A 16,404-nucleotide genomic window follows, 5' to 3' on the forward strand; every position below is an offset into this window, starting at 1 on the left:
ACGCATCGATGCGATGCCGATCAGGAACGGACGTGCACCCATGTACCGGTGGCTGGTGCCCCTGCTTTTCACCCTCACGACGGCCTGCGCCCCCGTCGGCGTGGCGGACGGATTCGTGGCCGACGGGGCGCACATCTCCCCGTTCGCCACCGGCCTGCCCGCGATCACGAACCTGGACCCCGCCCTCCTGCGGGCCGTGCGGGAGGCCGCCCGCGACGCCGCCGCCGACGGCGTCCCGATGTTCCTGACCACCGCCTGGCGCAGCGAGCGCTACCAGCGGCGGTTGTACGACGAGGCGATCACCAAATATGGGAGCGAGCAGGAGGCCCGCCGTTTCGTCAGCACCCCCGGCCACTCCCGGCACGTCACCGGCGACGCCGTCGACGTCGGGCCGACCGACGCCGACGACTGGCTCAACCGGCACGGCCGCGCCTACGGCCTCTGCCAGACGTACGCGAACGAGATCTGGCACTTCGAATTGGCGACCACGCCGGGCGGCGACTGCCCTCCGATGCGGCCCGACGCGACGGCGCGGCTCTAGATCAGTGGCGGGCCACCGCGTCGTCGTCGACCCGCCGGACCACCACGGTGCTGATGCGGTTGCGGCGTCCCGCGAGTTCGTCGGCCGTCAGCCGCAGCCCGGCCACGGTCGCCTCGGAGCCGGCGATCGGCACCCGGCCGAGGGCGTGGGCCAGCAGGCCGCCCACGGTGTCGACGTCCTCCGACTCGATCTCGGTGTCGAACAGCTCCTCCAGCTCCCACACCGCGAGGCGGGCGGTGACCCGGACCGCGCCGTCGTCGAGGTGCTCGACCCGGGGGGCCTCCTGGTCGTATTCGTCGGCGATCTCGCCGACGATCTCCTCGATGACGTCCTCGATCGTGACGAGCCCGGCGGTGCCGCCGTATTCGTCGATCACGATCGCCAGGTGGATCTGCCGGGCCTGCATGTCGCGCAGCAGGTCGTCGATGGGCTTGCTCTCCGGGACGTAGGTGGCCGGGCGCATCAGCTCCTCGACCGCGCCCTCGCCGTCGCCGGTCTCCTGGATGCGGCGGACGATGTCCTTCAGGTAGGCGATGCCGATGACGTCGTCCTCGTTCTCGCCCGTCACCGGGACCCGGGAGAAGCCGCTGCGCAGCGCCAGCGACAACGCCTGTTCGAGGGTCTTGTGGCGTTCGATGAAGACCATGTCGGTGCGGGGCACCATGACCTCGCGCACCAGCGTGTCGCCCAGCTCGAAAACCGAGTGGATCATCTCGCGCTCGTCGGGCTCGATGACCCGCCGCTCCTCGGCCAGGTCGACCAGGTCGCGCAGCTCGGCCTCGGAGGTGAACGGCCCCTCGCGGAAGCCCTTGCCGGGGGTGACCGCGTTGCCGAGCAGGATCAGCAGCGTCGGCAGCGGCCCGAAGATCCGGGTCAGCCCGTAGACGACGGGCGCACTGGCCAGCGCGATCGGCTCGGCGTGCTGCCGCCCGAGCGTGCGCGGAGAGACGCCGACGATGACGTAGGCGATGACGATCATGGCCCCGGCCGCCGCGGCGTAGGCCTGGCCGGTGTCGCCCAGCCAGTCGATGAACAGCAGCGTCGCGATCACGGTCGCGCCCAGCTCGCAGGTCATCCGCAGGAGCAGCAGCAGGTTCAGGTAGCGGGGAGGATCGGCCACGATCGCCTGGAGGCGGTTGGCGCCGCGGCGCCCCTCCTTGACGAACTCCTCGGCGCGCACGCGCGAGATCCGGGTGAGCGCGGTCTCCGCGCTCGCGAGCAGGCCGCCGCCGATGATGAGGGCGACGGCCGAGATCAACCAGCCGTTACTCATGGTTCCTAAGGGGCTGTTTTACGCCACGACTCCAGCAGCTCGCCCTGGAGGCCGAACATCTCGGCGTGCTCCTCGGGCTCGGCGTGGTCGTAGCCCAGCAGATGGAGGATGCCGTGGGTGCACAGCAAATCGAGTTCGTCCTGCGTCGGATGGCCCGCCTCGGCGGCCTGCCGGGCCGCCACCGTCGGGCAGAGGACGACGTCGCCGAGCAGCGCCGGGTCGGGCGAGGCGTCGTCGTTGCGGCCCTGGCCGGGCCGGAGCTCGTCCATGGGGAAGGCCAGCACGTCGGTGGGGCCGGGCTCGCCCATCCACTGTTCGTGGAGGGCGGTCATCGCGGCCTCGTCGACGACCAGGATGGACAACTCGGCCAGGGAGTTGATGCCCATCTGGCCGAGGACGTGCCCGGCGAGGGCGACGAGGCGGTTCTCGTCGACCTCGGTGCCGGACTCGTTGTTGACCTCGATCGTCATCGCCGCCCCCTGGGCCGGTTGGTGCCGTTGGCGCGCGGGTCGGACGCCAGCGCGGCGTCGTAGCGGCCGTAGGCGTCGACGATCTGCCCCACCAGCTTGTGGCGGACCACGTCGGCGCTGGTCAGACGGCTGAAGTGGATGTCGTTGATGCCGTCGAGGATGTCCTGGACCACCTTGAGGCCGCTCTGCGTGCCGCCCGGCAGGTCGACCTGGGTGACGTCACCCGTGACGACGATCTTGGAGTTGAACCCCAGACGGGTCAGGAACATCTTCATCTGCTCGGGCGAGGTGTTCTGGGCCTCGTCGAGGATGATGAAGGCGTCGTTGAGGGTGCGGCCGCGCATGTAGGCCAGCGGGGCGACCTCGATCGTGCCCGCCGCCATCAGGCGCGGGATCGAGTCGGGGTCGATCATGTCGTGGAGGGCGTCGTAGAGCGGCCGCAGGTAGGGGTCGATCTTCTCGTAGAGCGTGCCGGGCAGGAAGCCCAGCCGCTCGCCGGCCTCCACGGCCGGACGGGTCAGGATGATGCGGTTGACCCGCTTCTCCTGCAGGGCCTTCACGGCCTTGGCCATCGCCAGATAGGTCTTGCCGGTGCCCGCGGGGCCGATGCCGAAGACGATCGTGTGCTTGTCGATCATGTCGACGTAGTTCTTCTGGTTGACCGTCTTCGGGCGGATCGTGCGCCCGCGCGAGGAGATGATGTCGAGCGAGAGCACCTCGGCCGGGCGGCCGTTGCTCTGGCGCAGCATGGCGATGCTGCGCTCGACCGCGTCGGGGGTCAGCTGCGCCCCCGAACGGGCCAGCTCGACCAGTTCCTCGAACAACCGGACGACCACACCGCTCTCGTCGGGGGACCCGGTGATGGTGATCTCGTTGCCCCGCACGTGGATGTCGGCCCGGAAGCTCTTCTCGATGACCCGGAGGAGCTCGTCACGCGAGCCCAGGATGCTGATCATCGCGTGCTCGTCGGGGATCACGACCTTGGCGTGGGTCTTCTGTGTTTCGCGCGTCTCGGACATGGGCGGCCTCGTCGGGCCTGCTCGCCTCCCTATTAACCGCTGTCAATGGTAGCCGTCCGCTACCCCATCTGGAGCGTCAGAGGCGCCCCGCCCAGCAGGTGGAGATGGGCGTGGAAGACGCTCTGCCCCGAGTCGGGCCCGGTGTTCAGGACCAGCCGGTAGCCGGACTCGGCGATGCCCTCGGCGACCGCGACGGCTTTGGCCGTCTTGATCACGTCGTCGGCGAGACCAGCCTCCGCCAGTTCCCCCGCGTCGCGCACGTGGTTTTTCGGTACGACCAGAACATGCGTGGGGGCATGGGGGTTGATGTCACGGAAGGCAAGTGTGGTGTCGGTCTCGTACACGACCGTCGCGGGTATCTCACGAGCCACGATTCCGCAGAACAGGCACTCATTCTTCACGGGGGAAGCCTAGCGTTGCCAATCGGTAATCCCCGGAATGTCCCGTGCAAAGATCTGCCCGGATAGGGTTTATGTGCGAGACTGCACCGTCAACCAATCCCCTGTGTCGGGCGAGGACACAACTGGGTCATGCCCCCTAATGATTCGGAAGAACGTAAACCCCCTGGCAAGGACGAGCGTCCTACTGATGTGACCACCGAGACCCTCGTGGCCGACAGGTCGCTGGGCACGGTGCCGGTCGGGTGGGATGCCGACATGGCCGTTACGGCGCTTTACAGCGCCCACTATCGGTCACTGGTGCGTCTCGCGGTGCTGCTGGTCCGCGATGTGGCCAGCGCCGAAGAAGTCGTGCAGGACGCGTTCGTCGCCATTCACGGCGCCTGGCGCAGGCTGCGCGACCCCGACAAGGCACTTGCCTACCTGCGACAGTCGGTCGTCAACCGTTCGCGCTCCGTGCTGCGCCATCGGGCCGTCGTGGAGAAGTACGCCCCCAAGGGCCTCCCCGACGCTCCGAGCGCCGAGAACGGCGCCATCGGCGAGCTTGAGCGCACCGCGGTGATCGAGGCGCTGCGCGCCCTGCCCCAGCGGCAGCGCGAGGCGCTGGTCCTGCGCTACTACGGCGACCTGTCCGAGGCCGAGATCGCCCACGCCATGGGCATCTCCAAAGGCGCGGTGAAGAGTCACACCGCAAGAGGCATGGCCTCACTACGTCAAGTGCTGGAGAAGTTCTCATGACCATCCCCCCCGACGAGCACGGCGACCTCCTCCGCCGTGCCATGCGCGCGGAGGCGGACTCGGTCGTGCCGTCTCCCGACGGACTGGAGATAATCCGTCACCGCATCGAGAACCGCGGGCTCCGCGGTCTGCTGTGGTGGCGCATAGGTGCGTCCGTGGCCGCCGCCGCCCTGGTGGCCGGAATCGTGGTCGTGTCCGTTCCCGGGATCCGCGACAACGTGGGCATCATCGACGTCAAGACCGAGCAGACGCCGGCGGGAGAGCTCCCGAGCGCCGACTCGACCGCCCAGCCGCCGCCGCCGCGCGACCAGCCCGGGATCTCGATCACCACCCAGAATCCGACCCGGCCGGCCGAGACGACGCCTCCGACGGCGACGTCCGCCCCGTCGCAGCCCGCCGCCGCGCCGCCGCCCGAGCCCTCGTCCGAGCCGTGCGTCACCCCGGAGCCGACCCCGGCCCCCGACCCGGCCACCGCGGCCAAGTGCCCGACGCAGGAGGCCAACCCGACCTCGGACCCCACGACCAAGCCGAACCCGGGCGGCACCAAGTCCCCGTCCAAGCCGTCTCCCACCCCGACGGCCGACGCCCCCAGCCCGACCCCGACGGGCTGCGGCGACACATGCCCGACCTCGACGCCCGACCCCTCTCCCGCGGAGACGCCGTCGACGACGGTGGAGGTCTCGGCCCCGGCGTCCTGAGCATTTCGCGGCGGGCCTTCTCGGAACGTGCCAAGCGGCACCCCGAGAGGGCCCGCTTTTGTTTTCCGGTACGTTTCCGTCAATTCGGCGACGCCCATTAATGGCGGAAATGCCGTCGAATATCCCGAAAGGGCTACCAGCGGCCGGTGCGGGCCAGCAGAACCGCCGCCGCCGCGACCCCCGCCGTCGACGTGCGCAGCACCGTCGGCCCCAGGAGCGCCGGAAGCGCCCCCGCCGCGCGGAAGCGGGTGATCTCGTCGTCGGACACGCCGCCCTCCGGGCCCACGACCAGGACGATGTCGCCCTTGTCCGGCAGTTCCACCCGGGACAGCGGCTCGCTCGCCTCCTCGTGGAGGACCACGGCCAGGGCGGCCGATTCGAGCAGCGCGGCCACCTGGTTCGTGGAGGCCGGTTCCCGGACCTCGGGCAGGTGGAAGCGGCGGGCCTGCTTGCCCGCCTCACGCGCGGTCGAGCGCCAGCGGGCCAGGGACTTGGCCGCGCGGTCGCCCTTCCACTGGGTGATCGACCGGGAGGCCGACCAGGGCACGATCGTGTCCACCCCGGCCTCGGTCATCATCTCGACGGCCAGCTCGCCCCGCTCGCCCTTCGGCAACCCCTGGACGACCACCAGGCGCGGGGAGGGCGGCGGGATCTCGTACACCCGGAGGACGGTCAGGTCGAGGCGGTCCTTACCGGCCGCGTCGACGGTGCACTCGGCCACCCGCCCGGCGCCGTCGGTGACGTCGACGCGCTCGCCCGCCGTGATGCGGCGGACGGCCGCGGCGTGCCGGCCCTCGGGCCCGGCCAGGGTCAGGCGCGGGCCCGGGGCGACCTCACCCAGGAAGACGGGGACGGTCATCGGCCGTTGAAGGCGTCCTTGAGGCGGGAGAAGAAGCCCTGCTGGCCCGGGGCGAACTTGCCGGGCGGGCGCTCCTCACCCCGCAGCTGGGACAACTTCCGGAGGAGTTCCTCCTGCTCGGGGTCGAGCTTCATGGGGGTCTCGACGTTGACGTGGATCAGCAGGTCGCCCCGGCCGCTCTCGTTGAGGCGCTGGACGCCGCGCGCGTAGAGCGGGATGACCTGGCCCGACTGGGTGCCGGGGCGCACGTCGATCTGCTCGGGGCCGTCGAGGGTCTCCATGGTCAGGGAGGTGCCGAGGGCGGCGGCCGTCATGGGGATCGAGACGGTGCAGTGGAGGTCGTCGCCGCGGCGTTCGAAGGTCGGGTGGGGGCGCTCCACGATCTCCAGGAACAGGTCGCCGGGCGGGCCGCCGCCGGGGCCGACCTCGCCCTCGCCCGCGAGCTGGATGTGGGTGCCGTCTTCGACGCCCGCCGGGATGCGGACCTTGATGGTCCGGCGGGTGCGGACCCGGCCGTCGCCGGAGCACTCCTGGCAGGGGTGGCGGATGACGCTGCCGAAGCCGCCGCACTGGGGGCACGGGCGCGACGTCATGACCTGGCCCAGGAACGAGCGGGTCACCTGGGAGACCTCGCCACGGCCGTGGCACATGTCGCAGGTGTCGGGGTGGGTGCCGGCCGCCGCGCCGGAGCCCTGGCAGACCTCGCAGAGGATCGCGGTGTCGACCACGAGCTCGCGGGTGGTGCCGAAGCCCGACTCGGCCAGGTCGAGCTCGACCCGGATCGTCGCGTTGCGGCCCCGGCGGGCCCGCGAACGGGGGCCGCGGGAGGCGGAGGCCGTGCCGAAGAAGGCGTCCATGATGTCGCTGAACGGGAAGCCCGCGCCGAAGCCCGCGCCGCCGCCGCCCGCGCCGCCGAAGGGGTCGCCGCCCATGTCGTGCATCTGGCGCTTCTGGGGGTCGGAGAGCACCTCGTAGGCCGCGGTGATCTCCTTGAAGCGCTCCTGCGTCGCCGGGTCGGGGTTGACGTCGGGATGCAGTTCGCGGGCCAGCCGGCGGTAGGCCTTCTTGATCTCTTCCTGGCTCGCGTCGCGGCGTACGCCGAGGGTGGCGTAATAGTCCTTGGCCACTTATGACCCCGCCAGGATCTGGCCGACATAGCGCGCGACCGCGCGCACCGCACCCATCGTCACCGGATAATCCATTCGCGTCGGGCCCAGCACTCCGAGCCGGGCCAGTTCCTTGTCTCCCGAGCCGTATCCGGCGGCCACGATCGAGGTGCCGCGCAGACCGGTGTAGGGGTTCTCCGAGCCGATCCGGACGGTCAGCTCGGACAGGTCGTCGGTCTCGCCGAGGAGGCGCATCAGGACGACCTGCTCCTCCAGGGCCTCCAGCACGTCGCGCAGGCCGATGGTGAAATCGGCGGCGGCGAGGTTGGCGGCCCCGGCGAACACGATCTTCTCTTCGTGCCGTTCGACCAGGGTCTCCATGATCACCGAAAGGATCGTGGCGGCCACCGGCCGGTCTTCGGGGGACAGCCGTTCGGGCAGCGCGGCCAGGGTCTCGGGGACCTGGGCCAGCCCGCAGCCGTCGAGCGCCGTGTTGAGCACGGCGCGCAGGTGGGACACGCGGTCGTCGGCGATCACCTGGGGCAGATCGACCACCCGCTGCTCGACGCGGCCGGTGTTGGTGATCAGGACCAGCATCACCCGCGTGTCGGCCAGCGGCACGATCTCCACGTGGCGGACCGTCGAACGGGTCAGGGACGGGTATTGGACGACGGCGACGTGCCGGGTCAGCTGCGCGAGCAGCCGGACCGTCCGCATGACGATCTCGTCGAGGTCGACGGCGCCGGCCAGGAACGTCTCGATGGCCCGGCGTTCGGCGCCCGAGAGGGGCTTGACCTGGGACAGCCGGTCGACGAACAGCCGGTAGCCCTTGTCGGTCGGAACGCGCCCCGCGCTGGTGTGGGGCTGGTGGATGTAGCCGCCGTCTTCGAGGGCCGCCATGTCGTTGCGGATGGTGGCCGGCGAGACTCCGAGGTTGTGCCGATCGGCCAGCGCCTTGGAGCCCACGGGCTCGTTGGTGGAGACGTAGTCTTCGACGATCGCCCGCAGCACCGCCAGCTTCCGGTCGTCAAGCACGGTCTCACCTCCCTGGCACTCTGTGTTCCCGAGTGCCAAGTGTACGGCCACCGCTCCCGGGGTGCGATAACACAGCCGGGCACGGGGAGAACAAGCCGACTGCAAATACGTCGCAAGTCGCCTTTCACACAATGTCCCTCATGACCGCTCAATATGGCCAGCACTACGGCCAGCAGCCCCACCCTTACTACAGCGCTCCGCCCCCTCAGGGCCCCGTCCGCCCGAGGATCCTCTGGATCGTCCTGGCCTGGCTTCTCTTCATCGTGATGTCGGTCGCGGGGGTCTTCGCCTTCGCCGGCGGCGTCTTCTCCTCCATCTCCGACGTGGCCCCCACCACGACCTTCTCCTCCGGCGAGACCGTCAAGGTGAACCTCGACCCGGCGCAGAAGCCGGCCATCTGGGCCGCCGCCGACCAGCCGACCGACGTGCAGTGCCAGGTCACCGGGGGCAGCCCGGACGACAAGATCACCCTGTCCAAGGCGATCGGCGAGCAGACCGTCACGGTCGACGGCACCAAGTGGGAGATGTTGTTCTCGATCGGCGTCCCGGCCGCCGGTGAGTACCAGGCCGCCTGCGACGGCGAGGGCGTGCGCTTCGGCGTCGGCAAGGAGCTGCTGGCGGCGGCCGGCGGGCTGGTGGGCGGCACCGCCCTGCTGCTCGGCCTGCCCGCGCTCGGTTTCCTGATCGCCGTGCTCACCACCGTCGTCGTGCTGGTGCGGCGCTCCCGCGCCCGCCGCCGGATGATGGGGATGTACTAACGTTCGCGGCATGTACGAGCGGGACGTGCTCTCCGGAGACTGGCGGCGCCCCAAGAAGGGGACGATCCCGCAGATCCCAGCCGAGCTCGACCTCGTGGTCGAGTGGGCCGACGACGGGTTCTGCGGGGCGGTGGTGGCCTGCGACAAGGAGGCCGTCACCCTGGAGGACCGGTTCGGGCGGCGACGGTTGTTCCCCCTGGAACCCGCCGCCTTCCTCCTGGAGGGGAAACCGGTCACGCTCGTCCGTCCCCAGGCGGGGCCGCGGGGCCCGAGGCGCAGCGCCTCGGGTTCCATCGCGGTCGAGGGCCTGAAGGCCCGGGTGGCCAAGGAGAGCAGGATCTACGTCGAGGGCGTGCACGACGCCGCGCTCGTGGAGAAGATCTGGGGCCACGACCTGCGGGTGGAGGGCGTGGTCGTCGAATACCTCGAAGGCGTCGACCACCTGCCCGAGATCGTCGCCGAGTTCGCGCCGGAACCCGGCCGGCGGCTCGGCGTGCTGGTCGACCATCTCGTCCCGGGCTCCAAGGAGAGCCGGATCGCCGCCCAGGTGGCGGGCCCTCACGTGCTGGTGACGGGCCATCCGTTCGTGGACGTCTGGCAGGCCGTCAAGCCCGCGGTCGTCGGCATCCGGGCCTGGCCGGAGGTGCCGCGCGGGGTGCCGTGGAAAGAGGGCGTGATCGCCGCCCTGGGCTGGCGGATGGAGCCCCCGGACGCGTGGCGGCACATCCTCGGCCGGGTGAGCGGCTACGCCGACCTGGAACCCGAGTTGCTGGGCCGGGTCGAGGAGCTCATCGACTTCGTCACGTCAGATCTCTGACGACCGCGTCGGCCAGCAGGCGGCCCTGGAGGGTGAGCACGGCGCGGCCCCTCTTGAACGCCTCGACGTCGAGCAGCCCGCCGGCCAGCGCCTTGGCCGCCGCCGGCCTGACCTCTTGGGCCAGGTCGTCGAGGGGGTAGCCGTCGACCAGGCGGAGTTCGAGCATGACCCGTTCGAGGGTGCGCTCCTCGGCCGTGGTCCGCTCCCGCGCGTGGGCGGGCGAGTGGCCCTGGGCGAGACGGGCGGCGTAGGCCGAGGGGTGTTTGACGTTCCACCAGCGCACGCCGCCGACGTGGCTGTGGGCGCCCGGACCGGCGCCCCACCAGTCGGCGCCCGACCAGTAGAGCAGGTTGTGGCGGCAGCGGGCCTTCTCGCTGGTGGCCCAGTTGGAGACCTCGTACCAGGAGAAGCCGGCCTTGGTCAGGAGCTCGTCGGCGATCAGGTAGCGGTCGGCGGCGACGTCGTCGTCGGGCATGGGCAGGTCGCCGCGCCGGATCCGCGCGGCCAGGCGGGTGCCGCTCTCGACGATCAGGGAGTAGGCCGACACGTGGTCGGGGCCGGCCGCGATCGCCGCTTCGAGCGAGGCCCGCCAGTCGTCGTCGGTCTCCCCCGGGGTGCCGTAGATGAGGTCGAGGTTGACGTGGCCGAACCCCGCCTCCTTCGCCTCCTGGACGGATCGGGCCGCGCGCCCCGGCGTGTGCCGCCGGTCGAGCACCTGGAGCACGTGGTCGCGGGCGCTCTGCATGCCGAAGGAGATCCGGTTGATGCCGCCCTCGCGAAGGACGGCCAGTTCGCGCGGGCCGACCGACTCGGGGTTGGCCTCGGTGGTGACCTCGGCGTCGTGGTCGAGCCCGAACTCCTCGTTGACGGCCCGGAGGATGCGTACGAGATCGCCGGGAGGCAGCAGCGTCGGGGTGCCGCCGCCGAAGAACACCGTCGAGACCGGCAGGTCGGCGTCGCCGAGCACCCGGCGGGCCAGCCGGATCTCCTGGATCGCGGTGTCGGCGTAAACGCTCTGCGATGCCCCGGACCCCAGCTCGGACGCGGTGTAGGTGTTGAAGTCGCAGTAGCCGCAGCGGCTCGCGCAGAACGGGACGTGCACGTAGAAACCGAACGGGCGCTCGCCCAGGGCGGCGAGCGCCGCGGACGGCAGTTCACCGGACGTGGGGACGGGTTCGCCGTCGGGGAGCACGGAGGGCATCCGCCCAGTCTGCCCGATGCCGGGAGGTTCATTGACGCGGTCCCGTGGCCCCATTTATGATCCCGGCAAACTTACAGGAAACTTTCCTATAAGAAATGCCTCCTAGCAGCGGAGACAACAGTGCCGAGACTTCGCACCCCCCTCCTGTTAGCCCTGGTGGCCGGCCTCGTCGCCACCGCCGCGCCCGTTCCCGCCCAGGCCTCGACCGGCAGCTCGGGGTACAAGCGGGTGGCCTACTTCATCCAGTGGGGCATCTACGGCCGCAACTACCACGTCAAGGACATGGTGACGACCGGCGCCGCCACCAAGCTCACCCACATCAACTACGCCTTCGGCTTCGTCAACCAGGGCGGCGAGTGCTACTCGGCCGACCCGTGGGCCGACTGGCAGCGCCCCGTCCCGGCCGAGCAGAGCGTCGACGGCGTGGCCGACGACGGCACCGGCGCCATCGCCGGCAACCTCAACCAGCTCAAGAAGCTGAAGGCGAAGTTCCCCAGCCTCAAGGTCCTCATCTCGCTGGGCGGCTGGACCGGCTCCAAGTGGTTCTCCGACGCCGTCCTCACCCCCGAGGCCCGCACCAAGCTGGCCGCCTCGTGCGTCGACCTGTGGCTGAAGGGCAACCTGCCCGGCGCCGCCCCCGGCGCGGGCGCGGGCGTCTTCGACGGCATCGACCTCGACTGGGAGTGGCCCGGTTCGTCCGGCGAGGTCGGCAACGTGATCCGCCCCGAGGACAAGCAGAACTTCACGCTGTTCCTGGCCGAGCTGCGCCGCCAGATGAACGAGTACAACAAGAAGCACGAGCTCACCGCCTTCCTCCCCGCCGCCGCCGCCAAGATCGACGCCGGCTTCGAGGTCAAGAAGGTCTTCTCCTACCTCGACTTCGCCACCATCCAGGGCTACGACCTGCACGGCTCGTGGGAGCAGGTGACCGGCCACAACGGCAACCTGTTCACCGACCGCAAGGACCCGAACGAGGTCAAGTACAGCGTCGACCAGACGGTCAAGGACTACCTGACCCGCGGCGCCCCCAAGAAGAAGATCGTCGTCGGCGTCCCGTTCTACGGCCAGGGCTGGACCGGCGTCACCGCCGGCGGCAACGGCCTGTGGAAGCCCGCCACCGGCCCCGCCCCCGGCAAGTGGGCCCCCGGCACCGAGGACTACAAGGACATCGTCACCAAGCCCGGCAAGCGCCACCGCGACCTGCTGACCGGCGCGGTCTGGCTGTACGACGGCAACGAGTTCTGGTCCTACGACGACCCGATCTCGCTGGTCGAGAAGGCGGCGTACATCCGCTTGAAGGGCCTCGGCGGCGCGATGATGTGGTCGATCGACCAGGACGACAACAAGGCGTCCCTGACGTCCGCCCTGTACAAGGTCCTGCGCTGACCTGAACGACGAGGGCCGGAGCGCAACTGGGTCGCGCTCCGGCCCTTTCTCGTTCGTGTTAGAGCTCGACCGGAAGTAGGTCGAGCGCGTCAACGTGGCAGGGCCGCACCACGGTGAAATGGCGTCGATCGAGGGTCGCGACGGTGGGGACGTCCAATCGCTCGGCGACGGCGATCACCGAAGCGTCAGCCGCTCCTAGCGGGAGGCTGGCGTATCGCCGGACCAGAGCGCTCATCCGGCGCAGATCGTCTTCGACGAGATCGACCAGAGTGAAACCCGTGTCGCTGAAGACCTCGAGAAACCTAGCCTCGGCCTTGTGCCCGACTCGCTTCTCAAGGACCTGGCATACCTCTAGGAGCACGGTCCCAGGGACCAGCAGCGGGCCAGGGTGGCGCTCCAGAAGATGGGTAGAGACCGCGTGGTACCGGTCGAAGCGATTGAAAAGCGCGACCAAGGGTCCCGTGTCAACGACAATACAAAGAGTGATTGTCCCCTGACTTCAGGAAATCTTCCGACCGTTCGGCGAAATCGGGCTCGGCGTCCATAAGCCCGATCAACGCTGAAAGGTCCCGGTCCTTGGGCGAGTCGTCAAGTTGATCGCGGACAAGCCGTAGCACCGGCGCGACCTTCTCCTCAGGCAGCGCGTCGACCAGCTCGTGGAGTTCATCCCGCATGACGCTCATACCAGGCATTGTATGAGCGTCCCGCAGCCGTTCACGGCAGCTCCGGCGTCTTATCTGCCGTTACTTGCCACAATCTGTCGCGACATCTGCCACAAGTCGCCGCAATCTGCCGCTACTTCTTGGCCTTCTCCGCGCCGCTCGAGTCGGTGCTGAGCGCTGCCACGAAGGCCTCCTGGGGGACTTCCACGCGGCCGACCATCTTCATGCGCTTCTTGCCCTCCTTCTGCTTCTCCAGGAGCTTGCGCTTACGGGAGATGTCGCCGCCGTAGCACTTCGCGAGCACGTCCTTGCGGATGGCGCGGATGTTCTCGCGCGCGATCACGCGGGCGCCGATGGCCGCCTGGATGGGGACCTCGAACTGCTGCCTCGGGATCAGGTCTTTGAGCTTCTTGGCCATGTCGACGCCGTAGGCGTAGGCCTTCTCGCGGTGGACGATGGCCGAGAAGGCGTCGACGGCCTCGCCCTGGAGGAGGATGTCGACCTTGACCAGGTCGGAGTCCTGCTCGCCGGAGGGCTCGTAGTCGAGGGAGGCGTAGCCGCGGGTCTTCGACTTGAGCTGGTCGAAGAAGTCGAAGATGATCTCGCCGAGGGGCAGGGTGTAGCGGATCTCGACGCGGTCTTCGCTCAGGTAGTCCATGCCCTGGAGGGCGCCGCGGCGGCCCTGGCAGAGCTCCATGATGGCGCCGATGAACTCGGCGGGGGCCAGGACGGTCGCCTTCACGGTCGGCTCGTAGATCTCGGCGATCTTGCCCTCGGGGAACTCCGAGGGGTTGGTCACCGTGTGCTCGGTGCCGTCTTCCATGATGACGCGGTAGATGACGTTGGGGGCCGTGGAGATCAGGGCCAGGTTGAACTCGCGCTCCAGGCGCTCGCGCACGATCTCCATGTGGAGCAGGCCGAGGAAGCCGCAGCGGAAGCCGAAGCCCAGGGCCGCCGACGACTCGGGCTCGTAGACCAGGGCGGCGTCGTTGAGGCGGAGCTTGTCGAGGGCCTCGCGGAGCTCGGGGAAGTCGTCGCCGTCGATCGGGTAGAGGCCCGAGTAGACCATCGGCCGCGGGTGCTCGTAGCCGCCGAGCGCCTCGTCGGCCGGCTTGGCGGCCGAGGTGACCGTGTCGCCCACGCGGGACTGGCGGACGTCTTTCACGCCGGTGATCAGGTAGCCCACCTCGCCGACGCCGAGGCCGAGGGCCGAGGGCAGCGGCTCGGGGCTGATGACGCCGATCTCCAGGGTCTCGTGCTGGGCGCGGGTCGACATCATGAGGATGCGCTCGCGCTTGCCCAGGTGGCCGTCCATCACGCGGACGTAGGTGACGACGCCCCGGTAGGTGTCGTAGACCGAGTCGAAGATCAGGGCCCGCGCGGGGGCGTCGGCGTCGCCGACCGGGGCGGGGATGGTGTCGACCACGTGGTCGAGCAGCTCCTTGACGCCCACGCCGGTCTTGCCCGAGACACGCAGCACGTCGGAGGGGTCGCAGCCGATCAGGCCGGCCAGCTCCTCGGCGTACTTCTCCGGCTGGGCGGCCGGGAGGTCGATCTTGTTGAGGACCGGGATGATGTTGAGGTCGGCGTTCATGGCCAGGTAGAGGTTGGCCAGCGTCTGGGCCTCGATGCCCTGGGCGGCGTCGACCAGCAGGACCGCGCCCTCGCACGCCTGGAGCGACCGCGACACCTCGTAGGTGAAGTCGACGTGGCCGGGCGTGTCGATCATGTTGAGCACGTGGCCGTTCCACGGCAGCCGGACCGCCTGGGACTTGATGGTGATGCCGCGCTCGCGCTCGATGTCCATCCGGTCGAGGTATTGGGCGCGCATGGACCGGTCGTCGACCACTCCGGTGATCTGGAGCATCCGGTCGGCAAGCGTTGACTTGCCATGGTCGATGTGCGCGATGATGCAGAAGTTGCGGATCAACGCGGGGTCGGTCTGGCCGGTCTGAGTGCGCACCGAAGTCCGTTTCAACTGGGATTGAGGCGATCGACGGCTGGCGAAGCAGCCACCCTCCATGGTCGCATGTCCCCATGCTTGCCTCGACCACCCGCCGCCGTGTGCTGCTCGGCCTGTCGGTTCTCGTCGCCGTCCCGCTGGTCCTGGCGGTGACCGGGATGGCCGTCTTACGGCTCGACTACCTGGGCACTCCCTCGGCCACGGCGCGCTCCGCGGGCACCGACGCGTTGTGGATGGGGCACATGTGGGTCGACGGGCGGCGTACCGAGGAGGATCTCGAAGCGCTGAAGCCGCGTCTCACCCACATGCGCGACGTGTTCGTGCACTCCGGGCCCTACGGCGCCGACGGGCGGCTCGATCCGGCCCGCCACCCCGGGTCGCGCGACTTCCTCGCCTGGGCGCGCACGCACCTGCCGGGGGTGCGGGTGCTGCCGTGGCTCGGGCAGACGGTCAACGAGGACGACGCGGGCTTCCTCGACCTCGACGACCCGGCCACCCGGGCCAACGTCATCGCGGGGGCACGCGAGATCGTCGCGCTCGGCTACGACGGCGTCCACTACAACTTCGAGCCGGTCGTGGACGGCGACGCGTCCTACCTCAAGCTCCTGGAGGAGACACGGCGGGCCGTTCCGAACGCCCGCATCTCCATCGCGAGCCACCAGATCGAGCCCTTCCCCGGCGCGGTGACCGGCTGGAACGCGGTGGTCGGGCACGGGAAGTACTGGTCGGAGGGCTATTTCAAGAAGGTGGCCGAGCGGGTCGACCAGGTCGCGATCATGACCTACGACTCGTGGACGCCCCTCCAGACGGTGTACGGCGGCTGGGTCGCCCGCCAGGCCCGCAAGGCGTTCGCGCTGGCCCCCGAATCGACGGGCGTGCTGATCGGCGCCCCGGCCTACCACGACCACAAGGTCGGCGTGAGCGACTACGCCGAGAGTGTGGAGATGGCCGCCGAGGGGCTCCGGCTGGTGATCAGCGAGACTCCGCGTAAGGACACCGGCCTGGCCCTCTACGTCGATTTCGCCGCCACGGAGGAGGATTGGAGGGAGTACCGCGAGTCATGGGTGCTGGTATCCTAGACAACTGCGTATGGCACGCCCTCTCACCGAGCCAGCGCGACCCATACCGAAACCCAGACTTCATTTCGAGGCTTCTTCGTGGCGAACATCAAGTCCCAGATCAAGCGCAACCGGCAGAACGAGAAGGCCCGGCAGCGCAACAAGGCCGTCAAGTCGTCCCTCAAGACGGCTGTCCGCAAGTTCCGCGAGGCCGCCGAGTCCGGTGACGCCGCCGCGGCGACCGCGGCGATGCAGGCGGCCAGCCGCCAGCTCGACAAGGCCGTGAGCAAGGGCGTCATCCACAAGAACCAGGCTGCCAACCGCAAGTCGGCGATCGCCAAGCGCGCCGCCGCCCTCGCGGCGAACTAAAGGTCTGCGTTCAGCGACATCCGGAAGCCGTGCCCCGATACCATCGGGGCACG

Annotated in this window: 19 protein-coding genes; 8 read left to right on the forward strand and 11 right to left on the reverse strand. The window is 69.6% G+C overall.

Annotated elements, in window-relative coordinates; genetic code table 11:
* Positions 1-40 precede the first annotated feature (40 nt).
* Entirely contained in the window at positions 41-541 is a 501-nt protein-coding gene (locus GT755_RS15520) for a M15 family metallopeptidase (protein ID WP_235966694.1), read from the forward strand.
* Position 542: 1 nt separating this feature from the next.
* Here GT755_RS15520 and GT755_RS15525 read toward each other — a convergent pair whose 3' ends face one another.
* From GT755_RS15525 to GT755_RS15540, 4 genes are read right to left on the reverse strand one after another with little or no spacing between them, the layout of a single operon-like run.
* Positions 543-1,814, reverse strand: coding sequence for a hemolysin family protein (locus GT755_RS15525; protein ID WP_161480407.1), 1,272 nt, complete (start codon positions 1,812-1,814; stop codon positions 543-545).
* A 5-nt stretch (positions 1,815-1,819) separates the two neighbouring features.
* Positions 1,820-2,284, reverse strand: coding sequence for an rRNA maturation RNase YbeY (ybeY, locus tag GT755_RS15530; RefSeq protein ID WP_062340126.1), 465 nt, complete (start codon positions 2,282-2,284; stop codon positions 1,820-1,822).
* A complete protein-coding gene (locus GT755_RS15535) occupies positions 2,281-3,303 on the reverse strand; it encodes a PhoH family protein (RefSeq protein WP_030450743.1) in 1,023 nt (340 codons plus the stop codon). The genes ybeY and GT755_RS15535 overlap by 4 nt, the downstream gene beginning before the upstream one ends.
* A 59-nt stretch (positions 3,304-3,362) precedes the next feature.
* A complete protein-coding gene (locus GT755_RS15540; RefSeq protein WP_062340128.1) occupies positions 3,363-3,704 on the reverse strand; it encodes a histidine triad nucleotide-binding protein in 342 nt (113 codons plus the stop codon).
* Positions 3,705-3,959: 255 nt separating this feature from the next.
* Between GT755_RS15540 and GT755_RS15545 the strand changes: the two genes are divergently transcribed.
* Both GT755_RS15545 and GT755_RS15550 read left to right on the forward strand, forming a co-directional pair.
* Complete coding sequence (locus GT755_RS15545) at positions 3,960-4,439, forward strand: SigE family RNA polymerase sigma factor (RefSeq protein ID WP_051759275.1); 480 nt, start codon at positions 3,960-3,962, stop codon at positions 4,437-4,439.
* Positions 4,436-5,137, forward strand: a complete 702-nt coding sequence (locus GT755_RS15550; RefSeq protein ID WP_161480408.1) for a hypothetical protein — start codon at positions 4,436-4,438, stop codon at positions 5,135-5,137. Before GT755_RS15545 ends, GT755_RS15550 begins: the two co-directional genes overlap by 4 nt.
* Before the next feature lie 133 nt (positions 5,138-5,270).
* Here the strand turns inward: GT755_RS15550 and GT755_RS15555 are convergent, their stop codons facing one another.
* The 3 genes from GT755_RS15555 to hrcA are packed head-to-tail and all read right to left on the reverse strand — an operon-like array spanning position 5,271 to position 8,137.
* Positions 5,271-5,996, reverse strand: coding sequence for a 16S rRNA (uracil(1498)-N(3))-methyltransferase (locus GT755_RS15555; protein ID WP_161480409.1), 726 nt, complete (start codon positions 5,994-5,996; stop codon positions 5,271-5,273).
* On the reverse strand, positions 5,993-7,123 hold the full coding sequence (dnaJ, locus tag GT755_RS15560; protein ID WP_030450748.1) for a molecular chaperone DnaJ: 1,131 nt from the start codon (positions 7,121-7,123) through the stop codon (positions 5,993-5,995). The genes GT755_RS15555 and dnaJ overlap by 4 nt, the downstream gene beginning before the upstream one ends.
* Complete coding sequence (gene hrcA / locus GT755_RS15565) at positions 7,124-8,137, reverse strand: heat-inducible transcriptional repressor HrcA (RefSeq protein WP_161480410.1); 1,014 nt, start codon at positions 8,135-8,137, stop codon at positions 7,124-7,126.
* A gap of 140 nt (positions 8,138-8,277) precedes the next feature.
* Here hrcA and GT755_RS15570 point away from each other — a divergent pair, with 140 nt between their 5' ends.
* Complete coding sequence (locus tag GT755_RS15570) at positions 8,278-8,895, forward strand: hypothetical protein (RefSeq protein ID WP_161480411.1); 618 nt, start codon at positions 8,278-8,280, stop codon at positions 8,893-8,895.
* A gap of 10 nt (positions 8,896-8,905) precedes the next feature.
* Positions 8,906-9,712 carry a DUF3097 domain-containing protein gene (locus tag GT755_RS15575; RefSeq protein WP_161480412.1) on the forward strand — a complete coding sequence of 269 codons (807 nt, stop codon included), beginning with the start codon at positions 8,906-8,908 and terminating at the stop codon, positions 9,710-9,712.
* Here the strand turns inward: GT755_RS15575 and hemW are convergent.
* Positions 9,696-10,913: a radical SAM family heme chaperone HemW gene (gene hemW, locus GT755_RS15580; protein WP_161480413.1), complete on the reverse strand. Its 1,218-nt coding sequence runs from the start codon at positions 10,911-10,913 to the stop codon at positions 9,696-9,698. The genes GT755_RS15575 and hemW overlap by 17 nt on opposite strands.
* Positions 10,914-11,033: 120 nt before the next feature.
* Between hemW and GT755_RS15585 the strand changes: the two genes are divergently transcribed.
* Positions 11,034-12,299, forward strand: coding sequence for a glycoside hydrolase family 18 protein (locus GT755_RS15585; protein ID WP_161480414.1), 1,266 nt, complete (start codon positions 11,034-11,036; stop codon positions 12,297-12,299).
* A 58-nt stretch (positions 12,300-12,357) separates the two neighbouring features.
* Here the strand turns inward: GT755_RS15585 and GT755_RS15590 are convergent, their stop codons facing one another.
* The 3 genes from GT755_RS15590 to lepA all read right to left on the reverse strand — a co-directional run bounded on the left by GT755_RS15590 (position 12,358) and on the right by lepA (position 14,924).
* Positions 12,358-12,753, reverse strand: coding sequence for a type II toxin-antitoxin system VapC family toxin (locus GT755_RS15590; RefSeq protein WP_202610048.1), 396 nt, complete (start codon positions 12,751-12,753; stop codon positions 12,358-12,360).
* A 10-nt stretch (positions 12,754-12,763) separates the two neighbouring features.
* On the reverse strand, positions 12,764-12,982 hold the full coding sequence (locus GT755_RS15595) for a hypothetical protein (protein ID WP_161480415.1): 219 nt from the start codon (positions 12,980-12,982) through the stop codon (positions 12,764-12,766).
* A gap of 112 nt (positions 12,983-13,094) precedes the next feature.
* A complete protein-coding gene (gene lepA / locus GT755_RS15600; protein WP_161480416.1) occupies positions 13,095-14,924 on the reverse strand; it encodes a translation elongation factor 4 in 1,830 nt (609 codons plus the stop codon).
* Between the two features lie 74 nt (positions 14,925-14,998).
* Here lepA and GT755_RS15605 point away from each other — a divergent pair, with 74 nt between their 5' ends.
* Together GT755_RS15605 and rpsT are read left to right on the forward strand one after the other, a co-directional pair.
* Entirely contained in the window at positions 14,999-16,003 is a 1,005-nt protein-coding gene (locus GT755_RS15605) for a glycoside hydrolase family 18 protein (RefSeq protein ID WP_161480417.1), read from the forward strand.
* Between the two features lie 78 nt (positions 16,004-16,081).
* Entirely contained in the window at positions 16,082-16,351 is a 270-nt protein-coding gene (gene rpsT / locus GT755_RS15610) for a 30S ribosomal protein S20 (protein ID WP_030450756.1), read from the forward strand.
* Positions 16,352-16,404: the final 53 nt, after the last annotated feature.

It is taken from the genome of Herbidospora solisilvae, assembly GCF_009901565.1.
Taxonomy (GTDB): Bacteria; Actinomycetota; Actinomycetes; order Streptosporangiales; family Streptosporangiaceae; genus Herbidospora; species Herbidospora solisilvae.

What these genes read in the sequence shown, in the direction of transcription:
- GT755_RS15520 (WP_235966694.1), top strand. Translation starts at nt 41, where the DNA reads ATGTACCGGTGGCTGGTGCCCCTGCTTTTCACCCTCACGACGGCCTGC.
- GT755_RS15525 (WP_161480407.1), bottom strand. Translation starts at nt 1,814, where the DNA reads ATGAGTAACGGCTGGTTGATCTCGGCCGTCGCCCTCATCATCGGCGGC.
- ybeY (WP_062340126.1), bottom strand. Translation starts at nt 2,284, where the DNA reads ATGACGATCGAGGTCAACAACGAGTCCGGCACCGAGGTCGACGAGAAC.
- GT755_RS15535 (WP_030450743.1), bottom strand. Translation starts at nt 3,303, where the DNA reads ATGTCCGAGACGCGCGAAACACAGAAGACCCACGCCAAGGTCGTGATC.
- GT755_RS15545 (WP_051759275.1), top strand. Translation starts at nt 3,960, where the DNA reads ATGGCCGTTACGGCGCTTTACAGCGCCCACTATCGGTCACTGGTGCGT.
- GT755_RS15550 (WP_161480408.1), top strand. Translation starts at nt 4,436, where the DNA reads ATGACCATCCCCCCCGACGAGCACGGCGACCTCCTCCGCCGTGCCATG.
- GT755_RS15555 (WP_161480409.1), bottom strand. Translation starts at nt 5,996, where the DNA reads ATGACCGTCCCCGTCTTCCTGGGTGAGGTCGCCCCGGGCCCGCGCCTG.
- GT755_RS15570 (WP_161480411.1), top strand. Translation starts at nt 8,278, where the DNA reads ATGACCGCTCAATATGGCCAGCACTACGGCCAGCAGCCCCACCCTTAC.
- GT755_RS15575 (WP_161480412.1), top strand. Translation starts at nt 8,906, where the DNA reads ATGTACGAGCGGGACGTGCTCTCCGGAGACTGGCGGCGCCCCAAGAAG.
- hemW (WP_161480413.1), bottom strand. Translation starts at nt 10,913, where the DNA reads ATGCCCTCCGTGCTCCCCGACGGCGAACCCGTCCCCACGTCCGGTGAA.
- GT755_RS15595 (WP_161480415.1), bottom strand. Translation starts at nt 12,982, where the DNA reads ATGAGCGTCATGCGGGATGAACTCCACGAGCTGGTCGACGCGCTGCCT.
- GT755_RS15605 (WP_161480417.1), top strand. Translation starts at nt 14,999, where the DNA reads ATGCTTGCCTCGACCACCCGCCGCCGTGTGCTGCTCGGCCTGTCGGTT.